Annotated in this window: 12 protein-coding genes; all 12 read right to left on the minus strand. The window is 56.1% G+C overall.

Features of this window, described 5'->3' with window-relative positions:
* Positions 1-21 precede the first annotated feature (21 nt).
* The 12 genes from ACIPIJ_RS24150 to ACIPIJ_RS24205 all read right to left on the minus strand — a co-directional run bounded on the left by ACIPIJ_RS24150 (position 22) and on the right by ACIPIJ_RS24205 (position 13,070).
* Entirely contained in the window at positions 22-1,296 is a 1,275-nt protein-coding gene (locus ACIPIJ_RS24150; protein WP_401081486.1) for a hypothetical protein, read from the minus strand.
* A 45-nt stretch (positions 1,297-1,341) separates the two neighbouring features.
* Positions 1,342-1,809, minus strand: a complete 468-nt coding sequence (locus tag ACIPIJ_RS24155; RefSeq protein ID WP_401081488.1) for a hypothetical protein — start codon at positions 1,807-1,809, stop codon at positions 1,342-1,344.
* Positions 1,806-2,504: an ABC transporter ATP-binding protein gene (locus ACIPIJ_RS24160; protein ID WP_401081491.1), complete on the minus strand. Its 699-nt coding sequence runs from the start codon at positions 2,502-2,504 to the stop codon at positions 1,806-1,808. Before ACIPIJ_RS24160 ends, ACIPIJ_RS24155 begins: the two co-directional genes overlap by 4 nt.
* Entirely contained in the window at positions 2,501-3,961 is a 1,461-nt protein-coding gene (locus tag ACIPIJ_RS24165; RefSeq protein WP_401081493.1) for an ABC transporter permease, read from the minus strand. The genes ACIPIJ_RS24160 and ACIPIJ_RS24165 overlap by 4 nt, the downstream gene beginning before the upstream one ends.
* Before the next feature lie 67 nt (positions 3,962-4,028).
* Entirely contained in the window at positions 4,029-4,580 is a 552-nt protein-coding gene (gene rfbC / locus ACIPIJ_RS24170; RefSeq protein WP_401081495.1) for a dTDP-4-dehydrorhamnose 3,5-epimerase, read from the minus strand.
* Complete coding sequence (gene rfbA / locus ACIPIJ_RS24175) at positions 4,580-5,464, minus strand: glucose-1-phosphate thymidylyltransferase RfbA (protein ID WP_401081498.1); 885 nt, start codon at positions 5,462-5,464, stop codon at positions 4,580-4,582. The genes rfbC and rfbA (ACIPIJ_RS24175) overlap by 1 nt, the downstream gene beginning before the upstream one ends.
* Positions 5,464-6,363, minus strand: coding sequence for a dTDP-4-dehydrorhamnose reductase (rfbD, locus tag ACIPIJ_RS24180; RefSeq protein WP_401081501.1), 900 nt, complete (start codon positions 6,361-6,363; stop codon positions 5,464-5,466). Before rfbD ends, rfbA (ACIPIJ_RS24175) begins: the two co-directional genes overlap by 1 nt.
* Positions 6,360-7,430, minus strand: a complete 1,071-nt coding sequence (gene rfbB, locus ACIPIJ_RS24185; protein ID WP_401081504.1) for a dTDP-glucose 4,6-dehydratase — start codon at positions 7,428-7,430, stop codon at positions 6,360-6,362. Before rfbB (ACIPIJ_RS24185) ends, rfbD begins: the two co-directional genes overlap by 4 nt.
* A gap of 4 nt (positions 7,431-7,434) precedes the next feature.
* On the minus strand, positions 7,435-8,433 hold the full coding sequence (locus ACIPIJ_RS24190; protein ID WP_401081506.1) for a glycosyltransferase family 2 protein: 999 nt from the start codon (positions 8,431-8,433) through the stop codon (positions 7,435-7,437).
* Positions 8,434-8,956: 523 nt separating this feature from the next.
* Positions 8,957-9,838, minus strand: a complete 882-nt coding sequence (gene rfbA, locus ACIPIJ_RS24195) for a glucose-1-phosphate thymidylyltransferase RfbA (RefSeq protein ID WP_401082011.1) — start codon at positions 9,836-9,838, stop codon at positions 8,957-8,959.
* A gap of 45 nt (positions 9,839-9,883) precedes the next feature.
* On the minus strand, positions 9,884-10,951 hold the full coding sequence (gene rfbB, locus ACIPIJ_RS24200; protein ID WP_401081509.1) for a dTDP-glucose 4,6-dehydratase: 1,068 nt from the start codon (positions 10,949-10,951) through the stop codon (positions 9,884-9,886).
* Positions 10,952-11,060: 109 nt separating this feature from the next.
* Positions 11,061-13,070, minus strand: a complete 2,010-nt coding sequence (locus tag ACIPIJ_RS24205) for a polysaccharide biosynthesis protein (protein ID WP_401081511.1) — start codon at positions 13,068-13,070, stop codon at positions 11,061-11,063.
* Positions 13,071-13,111 lie beyond the last annotated feature (41 nt).

The following is a 13,111-nucleotide window of genomic DNA, read 5'->3' on the forward strand; positions in this document are numbered from 1 at the left end:
CCTTTGCCTTCACCATTACAACTAAATCAAACCGCGCTCGAATGCCGCCCGCTTCCACCCGAATAACACATTTCGGCCGAACGGCCGCGCATACATGCTTCGACGGAACCTATCTGCTTGCTCATCGTCGAAGTCTTCAGCGATGACCTCTACATCACGAACAGAGAAGGCACCTCGATAAAGGCCGTCCAGCTTGACGAATGGCAGCCCTATGCGGTGCAGAAAAATAGCATTCTGGTGAACTTGCGAGCCCTTGATAAAGAAGTCGAGAAATGCGTAAAGCGCCTCTTCTCGCACAGCGCTGGACATATCGCTCTCACAGAATTCCCCACCACTGATCGAGCTGGAAATAAACTTGCAATACCCAGAAACATTACGAGCATAGTGCAGCGGGAGGTTATCAAAATTCTCCAACTCGGAGACATCCAGATTTATCCCAACCAGACTGGATGAATTGAACAGGTACTTAGACACCAGCTTTTCCGACACATGCGACAAGGAAAAGCTTCGGAACTCTGGATTGACATTCTCGCGCGCCAACACGGTGAGTTCGTCCAGCATATCCTTATTGTTACGCAAAAAATTAGCAGCCGCAGCGACATCATACAAAGCGCGGAAATTTTCAGGCGAACTGACGCATGACTTTAACGTCTTTGACAGCTGCATTTCCCCGCGCTTAATGACCAGCGGGCGGACATCGCTGCATTTGTAGTCTTTCCAGTACTTCTTCAGCTTTTCGTGACGAAGCACATTGCCCGCCATCGCAATACAGAAAGAACCCAGATGATGTTCGATCTCAAAGTTCTCTGTCCCCCCGAGCACCTCAGCGGGCGACTCAAACATGTCCTGAATAAAGTTTTCCGCCTTGCTGGCGCTATAGAAAACGCTGTCATTCAGCATCAAAAGCCGAGGGCAATTCTCCGATATACCTTCTCGATAGAGGTACTCAAAAGCAGACTGGTAGCTACCAAAATCGCGCCCGAAGTTGTACTTATCTATGTAGCAATCAACCAACCCATCATAACGCTCAGGGTTGGCAATACGCAGTGTATTGACACAGAGCACATAGGCACCTTGGCGCTTTGCACTCTCAAACAGCGCCAAAACATCATGGCGAATCTCGCCTTTTTCAAAAAGAGCCATCAGCAGGATTTTTTCGCCGGCATAAGGCTTGGCAAAAACTACCTTGTCCTTTTTCGACAGGCTTTTCATCTTGTTCCAGCCCGATTGCAGCGATACATACGCATACGCCGCAGGGTAAATCAGGCGGTTTTGGAGATTTTGCAGAATGCCCAATGCTAATATCCTATTCCAGGTACTTAAAAGGGGTATTTGGCCAGCTTACAGGGTGATGTTTTTCTTGATACCGCAAAGAACCTCACGACTTCCATCGGACATTCTCAACGAAAAACCGTAAGCCCCTTTTGGAACTTCAGCCACACTCGCTACCAAGGTAAATCCGGCCCCCGAGACTGCAGGGCTTTTAAACACCTTGGCGACATCCGGCCGCTCAGCGCGCTTACCACCCGCAATGACAAACACTTTCCCCTCGCGGTCCTTGAGCAGTAAATCCACCGTCTCAGGCACGGTCATCGTATTGTGATCAAACGCCCATCCGCGCATGGCAATCCTGCCATCAGTTACCGCCACGAGAGGATTGGCACTGCCGTTGATAAAATCCACACTGCACGCATTCGTTGCCGACACGGATTTGGAGGGCGCGGTTTCTGCCCCACAGCCGGCCAACACCATGACCAATGCCAAAGGCATGCTCAACGCAAGAAACTTCATTTTCACTACCTTGTTCATCTTGATGAAATCATTTCTTCATAAATCTCAAGAACCTGTTCAACCGACTCCCCGGAGACAACGCGCCCCTCGTCGAGAATCACGCAGCGGTCACACAAACTCTCGATCATCGTTTTCGAATGCGAAACAAGCACTACCGTTTGCCCGTGCGCAATTTTTCTCATCATGGTGTGCTCCGCCTTTTTTTTGAAATTGGCGTCACCCACACTCAGCACCTCATCAACCAGCAAAACGTCCGGGCTTATCGTCGTGCTGATGGCGAAGCCCAGCCGCGCCGCCATGCCCGTTGAATAACTGCGCACAGGTTCATGGAAATAATCGCCAAGCTCTGAGTACTCTTTTATTTCCTCAAGTTTGGGCATGATCTCTTTACGACTGTGCCCCAGCAACATACCGCCAAATATGGCGTTATCTCGGCCGCTCAGATTGGGGTCAAAACCGGCCTGCAACGCAAGCAGCGAAACGGAAACACCGTGATTTTCCACCACGCCAAAATGGGGCTTCAACGCCCCGGACATAACCTTCAACAGGGTCGATTTGCCCGCGCCATTGATGCCAAGCACACCCAGTGTTTCACCACCGAATACCTCGAGATTGACTTCCTTCAACGGCTCGAAAAATCTGGAACCTGCGGCATGATTTCGTTTGAAGCGAACACCAACATTACGCAGCGAAAGAAATTTTTTTATGCTCACGCCATGCCTCGACGTACAAAATTATTACGCTGCCATTTGTAGAATGCGGCGCAGACTACTGTCATGACCAAGGTGACCACAATAACGTACGCCATCGCATAGGCATCGGGCGCAGCACCTTCGAGTATGATGGTTCGATAGGCCGCTATCAGTAACGTCAAGGGGTTGTACTGAACCCAATGCCCAACACCTTCAGGTAGCGACTGATACTGGTAAATGACACCTGACAAGAACATCAAAAGCATCAGGCCCGTCCCCACCAGATTGGCCAAATCCCTCACCACTGTCACCGCGGCCGCGAGCAGCATACCGACGGTGAGCGTCAACAGCATCTGCAGCGCCATGATTACCGGCAGATAACAAATATTCCAGGTAAGCGATTTACTGTCGGTCAGCAACGCCAAGACAAAAAGCGCCGCCAACGCGGGCAACTGCTTCAGAGTCGACTGAACCATACTGACCAAGGGGAAAAATACAGCGGGCAAATTGCTGTTCAACATGAGCCCCTGCCCGCCGATTATGCTGCTCGCGCTCACCGAAACGGACTTGCTGAACCACATCCATGGAACCAGGCCGCAAAGCAAAAATAACCCGTAGTTTTCAACACCGGCGTTCAAGATTTGCCCAAACAGATAATAATAAATAACCAGATGCAACAAAGGCTCAGCCACCACCCACACATAATTCAAGTAGGTTCGCGAGGCTTCGGATTTAAGGTTTAAACCGGCCTTGGTGAACACCAATCCCAGAAAATGCGAGAATCGAGTTAACCCTACGGCTGCGGTCTTATTGCCGCCCGGCGCGCCACTCGGCACGGCCTCCAATAAATTCGCACCGTATTTTGCAGCCAAGCGGTAGCGTCGTGCGCTGAGCAGATCACCCTTCAACTTGTAAATGCTCACTAATTGAAGGTAACCGCGCGTGAAATCAGGCTTGAGTGCCACGACGGCTTGCCAGCGCTGTTCCGACTGCGCCCAATCCTTCAGACTGTCGGCAAATTCTGCCGCCTGAATCAACGGCTCTATCGCATCGCCACGCTGCTGAACCGCAAGTTGGTTCAGCGCCTCAGCAGCCTCGACATCCCCTTTACGCATGTGCAGTTCGGCACGGCGACACACAATTTCCCAGCGCGCACTCAGTACATGCTGCCCCTGGGCCAAGATGTCGTCTTCAGCCGCTTCATCATTCTGAAGTTTCGCCAGGTCAGCAGAGATCAGCCAAGTCAGAGGATTCTTGGGGAATTTTTCGCGCGCGACCACAAGCAGCGCTTCAGCGTTGTCACAATGGCCCTGGCGCATAAGACAAACAGCCCCCTGCAACCATGGAGCGGCATGACCTGAATACTGATCACGAAAAGCCCGCCACAACGTGCCCGCTTCCACCCAGCGTTTCTGGCGCATCTGTGCCATCGCCAGTTCAAATGCCTGAGCCGGCGCGAGATTTTCTATCTGAGTCATAAGTTCCAATACGCAAAGCGCAGGGCGGGTGCCCTGCGCCTGCTCGGTCGCTAATTTGCTATTGGTTTCAAACAGCCCCGAACACTTCAGCCTCGGCCAACCGCTTACCCAGCTGGTCCTTGGCCGACAACTGCGGCGCCCACTCGATCGGCCATTCGATGCCGATCTCCGGGTCGTTCCAGGTAATGCAGCGCTCGTGTGCCGGTGCGTAGAAGTCGGTGGTCTTGTAAAGGAACTCGGCGGTTTCCGAGAGCACCACAAAACCGTGGGCGAACCCTTCCGGGACCCACAACTGATGTTTGTTTTCCGCAGACAGGTGCGCACCCACCCACTTGCCGAACGTCGGCGAGTTGCGGCGAATGTCTACAGCGACATCGAAGACTTCACCTTGGACGACGCGCACCAATTTTCCCTGCGCCTGTTGCAGCTGGTAATGCAAACCGCGCAGTACGCCTTGGGCCGAACGCGAATGGTTGTCTTGGACAAACTGGACGTTGCGGCCAACGACTTCGTCGAAGATCTTCTGGTTGAAGCTTTCAAAGAAGAAGCCGCGCTCGTCACCAAAAACCCGTGGTTCGAACAGAATGACATCTGGAATTGCGAGTGGAATTGCTTTCATCAGTAAATCTTTTCCTGCAGCAAACGCTTGAGGTACTGGCCATAACCGTTCTTGCTCAGCGGAGCGGCAAGTGTCTCGAGTTGTTCGGCGCTGATCCATTGCTGACGGAAAGCCACTTCTTCCGGGCAGGCGACTTTCAGGCCTTGGCGATGTTCGATCGTTGCAATGTAGTGGCTGGCTTCAAGCAGCGAATCATGGGTACCGGTGTCGAGCCAGGCGTAACCGCGGCCCATGATCTCTACCGAGAGGTTGCCCTGGTCCATGTAGATGCGGTTGAGGTCGGTGATCTCCAGTTCGCCACGCGCGGACGGTTTGATGCTTTTGGCGATCTCGACGACTTGCTGGTCGTAGAAGTACAAACCCGTGACGGCATAATTGGACTTCGGTTGCAGCGGCTTTTCTTCGAGGCTGACCGCCTTGCCCTGGGCGTCGAACTCCACCACACCGTAGCGCTCGGGGTCATTGACGTGGTAGGCGAAAACGCTTGCGCCTTGCTCACGGACGGTCGCGCTGTGCAGCAGCTCGTTGAAGTGGTGGCCGTAAAAGATGTTATCGCCCAGCACCAATGCCGAAAGGTCGTTGCCGATGAACTGCTCGCCAATCAGGAATGCCTGGGCCAGGCCATCAGGTGAAGCCTGAACCGCATACTCGATGTTCAACCCCCACCGCGCGCCATCACCGAGCAGTTGCTCGAAACGTGGGGTATCTTGAGGTGTGGAAATGATCAGGATGTCGCGAATGCCGGCCAACATCAGCGTGGTCAGCGGATAGTAGATCATCGGTTTGTCGTACACCGGCAGCAGCTGCTTGGAGATGGACAATGTCGCCGGGTGCAAGCGGGTCCCCGACCCGCCCGCCAGAATGATGCCTTTACGTTTGCTCATTATTGCTTCTCGATAATTTCCGTCAGCATCCGTGCCACCCCCTGTTGCCAGGCGGGCAGATTGAGCATGAAGGCTTTCTGCAGTTTTTCGGTATTGAGGCGGGAGTTGGCCGGACGCTTGGCGGGGGTCGGGTAGGCATCGGTGGTCAGCGCCTTAACGGCTTCGGCCGGCACCTTGAGTTGCACGCCGGCTGCCGCTGCCTGGCCAATGACGTAACGTGCGTAACCATGCCAGGTGGTCTCACCTGCTGCTGCCAAGTGATACAAGCCACTCAGCTGAGGCTGCCGTCGCGTAGCCTGGATAGCATGTGCAGTAACGTCGGCAATCAGGTCTGCGCCAGTAGGTGCGCCGAACTGGTCATCGATAACGCCCAGGCTGTCGCGCTCACTCGCCAGGCGCAGCATGGTCTTGGCGAAATTGTTGCCGCGCGCCGCATAGACCCAGCAGGTGCGGAAAATCAGGTGCTGACAACCCGAAGCCTGTATCGCCCGCTCTCCCGCCAGCTTGCTGACACCGTAGACATTCAACGGCGCGACCCCATCGGTTTCTCGCCATTGCGCTATTCCGTCGCCGGGGAAGACATAGTCGGTCGAATAGTGCACCAGCAGCGCACCACTGCGGGCCGCCGCGTCTGCCATGACCTGCAGCGCCTCAGCATTGACGCGATGGGCCTGCTCTGGCTCGGACTCTGCCTTGTCAACGGCGGTGTAAGCCGCTGCGTTGACAATCACATCGGGCGCATAGCGCTGCAGTGTATCCGCCAGGCCTTCGAGGTTGGCCAGGTCACCGCAGTATTCCGGGCTACGAGAATCAAGTGCCAGCACCTCGCCCAGCGGGGCGAGGCTGCGCTGCAATTCCCAGCCGACCTGACCATTCTTGCCAAGCAGAAGTATTTTCATGCATTGCGCTCGGTGTAGTTCTTCTCGACCCACTCACGGTAATTGCCAGACTGGACGCTTTCTACCCATGCCTGGTTTTCCAGGTACCACTGCACCGTCTTGCGGATACCCGTCTCGAAGGTTTCGGCAGGCTTCCAACCCAGTTCACGCTCCAGCTTGCGCGCATCGATCGCATAGCGCCGGTCGTGGCCGGGGCGATCGGTAACATAGGTGATCTGCTCATTGTAGTGCTTGCCATCGAGCCGAGGACGCAGCTCATCCAGCAGCGCACAGACACGGTTGACGATTTCCAGGTTGGGCTTTTCGTTCCAGCCGCCAACGTTGTAAACCTCACCGACAGTGCCCGCTTCCAGCACGCGGCGAATGGCACTGCAGTGATCCTTGACGTACAACCAGTCGCGGATCTGCTGACCATCGCCATACACTGGCAACGCCTTGCCGGCCAGCGCATTGACGATCATCAGAGGGATCAGTTTTTCAGGGAAATGGTATGGGCCGTAGTTGTTCGAACAGTTGGTGGTCAGTACCGGCAGGCCGTAGGTGTGGTGATAAGCCCGCACCAGATGGTCACTCGCTGCCTTGCTCGCCGAGTATGGACTGTTGGGCTCGTACTGGTGCGTTTCAGTGAATGCGGGTGCGTCACCGGCCAGCGAGCCATACACTTCGTCGGTTGAAACGTGGAGGAAGCGGAACTTTTGCTTTTCGTCACCTTCCAACCCATTCCAATAGGCGCGAACGGCCTCCAGCAGGCGGAACGTGCCCACGATGTTGGTCTGAATGAAATCTTCAGGACCGTGGATAGAGCGATCGACATGCGACTCTGCTGCAAAATTGACGACAGCCCGAGGGCGGTGTTCGACCAGCAACTGCTGCAGCAGTTGGCCGTCGGCAATGTCACCACGCACGAACACATGCTGGGGGTTACCCTCCAGGGTGGCGAGGTTCTCCAGGTTGCCGGCGTAGGTCAGCTTGTCCAGGTTGATGACGGTTTCACCCGACTGGTCAATCCAGTCGAGGACGAAGTTGGCGCCGATGAAACCGGCACCACCAGTTACCAGAATAGTCATGTGATCAGATCTTTTTCAGTATTGTCGCGAGCAGCAAGCCGAGGTTGCCGAGGAGGGTCTGCCGATGCAGGCCTGCCCTGAGTACTTTATAGACCCGTACAGGCAAGCTTCTTTTCCGCGCTGTCTTGAACAGCTTGAGGGTTTTGCGGTGGTCTTTGCTCAACCGGTGGCTCATGGTCTCAAGGGCACGGATGTTCAGCGCGTTCCACTCATAGAAGCGCCCCTGGAACACCATGGCCAGGCGACGCATGCGTGCGCGCCAGTCGGAATTGCTGCCAACCACGTTGTTTTCATGTTGACGGTAAAACACCCGAGGCTGCGGATCGTAATGCACGATACCGGCAGCTCCGGTGATCAGCTGGTAACACCACCAATCATGCGAGGGCACCGTCAACTCGGCCCCCGCTTCCATGATCAAGGCGCGCGCCGCCTTGTTGAAAACCATGGTGTTCCCGCCCCCGATGCTTTGCACCAGGGCATTCTTGAAATGCGGCGGCGAGGCAAAATGCGGCGAAAAGCCGCGGTGGATACCGCCCTCGCAAATCAGCTGGGTTCGCCCGCAATAAAGTGCAGGCTCATCAGGCGGCAAGGTGGCTAACCAGTCCACAGCGACTTGCAGCTTGTCGGCGCCCCACACATCGTCCTGATCCGACCAAGCGAAATACTCTGCGTCGATATCCGCCCGGCAAGTGACAGACAGGAAATTGCGCACGAAACCGGCTTGCGGCCCTTCGTAGACCTTGATGCGATGCCCGCCCCACTGCTCGGAGTAGGCCTTGAGGACATCGAGCGTCTGATCCTTGGACGCATCGTCCGAAACGTGGAGTACCCAATTGCGGTAGCTCTGCTGCTCGAACGAGTCCAACTGCTGGGAGAGGAAGTGAGCACCGTTGTACGTGCACATCAAGATGGCCACGCGTGGCACGCCAGGCAGGCTCAACTCCTGCGAAAACACACGTTTGCTCGGCGCATCGACGCCGGGAGGTTGAGTAAGCACCGCCACGGATATCTTCCCTGAATGACCACTGCGTGCGCAGCTTATGTAAATTAATGTGACGTGCTATCAAATAGCCATTGCAAAAAATCGCCGCAAATAGTAGCACGCTCACATCACTTTCTAAATATCCCGTGAAATTCTTCCGTGGCAGGTGAAATCTTTTTTACCGAAAAGAACTGAAACCTATATTAAAGTCATTTAATGGATTATCTCGGAATATTGAACACTAAACGACTAATCATTTCCGGTTGCGATCAGGGATCGATTCGCTAAAAAAAGTGGCGAAAATCGAGAAACGTGATTTTTGTATTCGGCCGATGTCCAGCGTACTGACTGAGCATCGGGAGAATTTGAGACTTACGTTTCATTACAAATTTCTGACAAGCGGTAGTCGGAAAAGCGAGATTTCACTTGAACAATGGTGAAATTTTGACCAGCTAAGGGTGGGTGATCGCAACAAGCGGGCTGGGGTGAGGGGGTCATGCAGGCCCGCCGCGAGCCCCAGTGCCCACGGCGAGCTTTGCCTACATCAGTAGATGTTGCTTTCCAAAAGCCTCAGCAGATATTGCCCATAGCCATTCTTCGCCAGCGGCGTCGCCAGCTTCTGCAACTGCTCTGCAGTGATCCACTTCATGCGGTAGGCCAGCTCTTCGGGGCAAGCTACCTTCAACCCTTGGCGTCGCTCGATAGTAGCGATGTACTGGCTGGCCTCTAGCAACGAGTCATGCGTCCCCGTGTCGAGCCAGGCGTAACCCCGCCCCATGATCTCGACAGAAAGCTTGCCCCGCTGCAGATAAGCGATATTGACATCGGTTATTTCGTATTCGCCGCGCGCGGAAGGTTGCAGTTGCTTGGCGATGTCCACCACGTCATTGTCGTAGAAATACAGACCCGTCACCGCGTAGCTGGAAGGCGGTTGCCGAGGTTTCTCTTCAAGGCTTACCGCCTTGCCGGCATCATCGAATGCAACCACGCCATAACGTTCCGGGTCCTGGACGTGGTAGGCAAACACACTGGCGCCTTCATCGCGGGCCATGGCACTGGCCAAAATGACATGGAAATCATGCCCATAGAAAATGTTGTCGCCCAACACCAGTGCCGAGTGGCCACCAGCAATGAAGTCTTCGCCAATCACGAAGGCCTGGGCCAAACCATCAGGTGAAGCCTGCACCGCATACTGGATATTCAACCCCCATTGGTGGCCATCGCCCAGCAGATGCTGAAACCGCGGCGTGTCCTGCGGCGTCGAAATCACCAGGATGTCGCGAATGCCCGCCAACATCAGGGTGGTCAGTGGGTAGTAAATCATCGGCTTGTCGTATACCGGCAGCAACTGCTTGGATATCGACAGGGTTGCTGGGTGCAGACGTGTGCCTGAGCCACCTGCGAGTATGATGCCCCTACGTTGTATCGTCATGATTACCCCTACGTGTCGTGCCACCCCGCTGGAGTGGCGTCACTGGCTTTGACCGTAGTGCTTCGAGACCCAGTCCCGGTAACTGCCAGACTGCGCATCCTGCACCCACTGCCGGTTATCGAGATACCACTGAACCGTCTTGCGAATCCCTGTCTCGAAGGTTTCTGCCGGCGTCCAGCCCAACTCCCGCTCAAGCTTGCGCGCGTCGATGGCGTAGCGGCGGTCATGCCCGGGGCGATCGCTGACAAAACTGATTTGCTCACGGTATGAAAGCCCATCAGCACGGGGCTGCAGCTCGTCAAGCAGCCCACAGACGCGCTCGACAATCTCAAGGTTCGCCTTTTCATTCCAGCCGCCAACGTTGTAGACCTCGCCTGGCTGGCCTGCCTCTAGTACACGGCGGATGGCACTGCAGTGGTCCTTGACATAAAGCCAGTCGCGTATCTGCTGGCCATCGCCATACACCGGCAACGGCTTGCCAGCCAGCGCGTTGACAATCATCAGCGGAATGAGCTTTTCGGGAAAATGGTAAGGGCCGTAGTTGTTCGAACAGTTAGTGGTCAATACCGGCAAACCGTAGGTGTGGTGGTAGGACCGAACAAGGTGGTCGCTTGCGGCCTTACTGGCCGAATAAGGGCTATTGGGTGCGTAAGGGTGGCGCTCGGTAAACGCGGGGGCATCGGCATCCAGCGAGCCGTACACCTCATCCGTTGACACGTGCAGCAGGCGAAAGTGTTCACGTTCTGGCTGCGGGAGTGCATTCCAGAAACGCCGCACGGCCTCCAACAGGCGGAAGGTACCGACGATGTTGGTCTGGACGAAATCCTCAGGGCCATGGATCGAGCGATCGACATGGGACTCAGCAGCAAAGTTGATCACCGCACGTGGCTTGTGCTCGTTGAACAGGCGCTCGAGCAGCTGCGCATCGTTAATGTCACCCTTCACGAAGATGTGCCGGGCATTGCCCTCCAGGCCGGCCAGGGTCTGCAGATTGCCAGCGTAAGTGAGCTTGTCGAGATTTATCACGTGCTCGTCAGACTGGGCAACCCAGTCCAGCACGAAGTTGGCGCCGATGAACCCGGCGCCGCCGGTTACCAGTATGGCCACAGGAGAGGTCTTCAATTCTGGCAAAAAGCGGCAACGGCCGTCGCTGCAATTCGCGGGTTCATGGAAGTTGCCCTGTAGAGTAGACCACTGTCATGCAGGATGAGGTATGTCAGAGGTCTCGACGCCGCTGTTGGTAGACCCAGTCGACAATTTCGCCCTCGGGCGAATAACCGCTCACCAGCTCCCGCAGTATCAAGCGAATACGGGTAAAGTCGTCTTCCGCTACGGCCTTGAGCAAAACGCCCAAGCGCTCCCTCAACACGTCCCAGGCCAGGTAATCCTCGTTGGCGGCCATGATCATCGGGTGTGCGGTAGGTGACACATCGTCGCCAATCAGCAGTTCCTCATAAAGCTTTTCACCCGGCCGCAGGCCACTGAACTCGATGGCGATATCGCCATAGGGATTGCTGGGGCTTCGCACGCTCAACCCGGAGAGGTGAATCATTTTTTCCGCCAGCTCGACAATCCTCACCGGCTCGCCCATGTCCAGCACGAACACATCACCGCCCTGCCCCATGGCACCGGCCTGCACAACCAGTTGGGCCGCCTCCGGAATGGTCATGAAGTAGCGGGTGATCTTCGGGTGGGTCACCGTCAGCGGGCCACCGGCCTTGATTTGCTGATGGAACAGCGGGATCACCGATCCGGACGACCCCAGCACGTTGCCGAAGCGCACCATGGTGAAGCGGGTCTTGTTCACCCGCGAAACCTTGCTGCTGTCGCCATACATCACCGGCGCCGGCTCACGGCTCAGCGCCTGCAGGACCAGCTCTGAAAGCCGCTTGGTGCCGCCCATGACATTGGTCGGCCGCACGGCCTTGTCGGTGGAGATCAGCACGAAATTGGCCACGCCGGACTGCAGCGCCGCCTGCGCCGTGCACAGCGTGCCGAAAACGTTGTTGAGCACACCTTCAGCCATGTTGTGCTCGACCATGGGCACATGCTTGTAGGCGGCAGCATGGTAGACCGTGTCGACATTCCAGGTGCTCATGACATCCGCCAGATGCTGCTGGTTGCGCACCGAACCCAGTATCGGCAACAGGCGCACCGACAGAGACTCGCGGGCAATGCGCTGCTCCAGCTCGGTCAGGATGCTGTAAAGGTTGAACTCGCTGTGGTCGAACAACAAGAGCGTCCTGGGCCCCAGGCCGATGATCTGCCGACACAGCTCGGAACCGATCGAACCGCCCGCACCGGTCACCAACACAGCCTGCTTCTTGATGCATCGCTCGAGCAGCTCGTCCTGCGCCGGCACCGGATCGCGGCCAAGCAAGTCGGCGATGTCGACGTCCTGGATATCATCGACCTTGACCCGACCACTGGCCAGGTCGGAGAACGCCGGCACACTGCGCACGTGTAACGGATAGGGCTCGAGGAACGCGAGGATCTCCTTGCGGCGGGCGCGCGAGGCGGACGGCAGCGCCAGGAGGATCTCCTGGGCGCCGGTTTCCTTGATCAATTGTTGCAGGTGCTTGGGCTTGTACACCTGCAACCCTGAAATGACTCGGCTGGCAAGATCGCCATCGTCGTCGATGAAAGCCACTGGGCGCATGACCCGGCCCATGCGCAAGGCTGCCAGCAGCTGGTTACCCGCCGTGCCCGCGCCGTAGATGGCGACCTTGATCAGCCCGTCATCGCGGTGCGCGAACGGTATTTGATGGGTGCCTGAAAACCAGTCCCCCAGGAAGAACTGGCGCATGATCAGGCGCAGCCCACCGATGATGACCAGGCTCAGCCACCAGTAGTTGAAGATGATCGAGCGCGGGACGACGACCTGATGGTTGCTGTACCAGAACACTACGACGGCGAGAATAAGCGACGACAGCGTGACGGCCTTGATGATGGTAACCAGTGCATCGTTACCGAAGTAGCGCATCACGGCCCTGTACATGCCGAAACGAATGAACAGTGGAATGGCCACGATCGGTGCTGCTACAAATAGCCAGGCGTGCTCGAGAACCGGGTTGTACATCTCCTCGATGCCCAAGCGCACGATGAAGGACAACCACAGGGCAAACCAGATCAACAGCACATCGGTACACACCTGGATCAGGCGCTTCTCACGCCTGGAAAGGTTCACCAGGTACTGGCGGATCCGGTCTTTATTTTCGTCGCTCATCCGGCTCTCCTCAAACCCGTGAACCCACACATGGCCGCGCA

The sequence above is a fragment of the Pseudomonas sp. NPDC087185 genome (genome assembly GCF_044744955.1).
Classification (GTDB): Bacteria; Pseudomonadota; Gammaproteobacteria; order Pseudomonadales; family Pseudomonadaceae; genus Aquipseudomonas.

What these genes read in the sequence shown, in the direction of transcription:
- ACIPIJ_RS24205 (WP_401081511.1), bottom strand. Translation starts at nt 13,070, where the DNA reads ATGAGCGACGAAAATAAAGACCGGATCCGCCAGTACCTGGTGAACCTT.
- ACIPIJ_RS24165 (WP_401081493.1), bottom strand. Translation starts at nt 3,961, where the DNA reads ATGACTCAGATAGAAAATCTCGCGCCGGCTCAGGCATTTGAACTGGCG.
- rfbC (WP_401081495.1), bottom strand. Translation starts at nt 4,580, where the DNA reads ATGAAAGCAATTCCACTCGCAATTCCAGATGTCATTCTGTTCGAACCA.
- rfbD (WP_401081501.1), bottom strand. Translation starts at nt 6,363, where the DNA reads ATGAAAATACTTCTGCTTGGCAAGAATGGTCAGGTCGGCTGGGAATTG.
- rfbA (WP_401081498.1), bottom strand. Translation starts at nt 5,464, where the DNA reads ATGAGCAAACGTAAAGGCATCATTCTGGCGGGCGGGTCGGGGACCCGC.
- ACIPIJ_RS24155 (WP_401081488.1), bottom strand. Translation starts at nt 1,809, where the DNA reads ATGAACAAGGTAGTGAAAATGAAGTTTCTTGCGTTGAGCATGCCTTTG.
- rfbB (WP_401081504.1), bottom strand. Translation starts at nt 7,430, where the DNA reads ATGACTATTCTGGTAACTGGTGGTGCCGGTTTCATCGGCGCCAACTTC.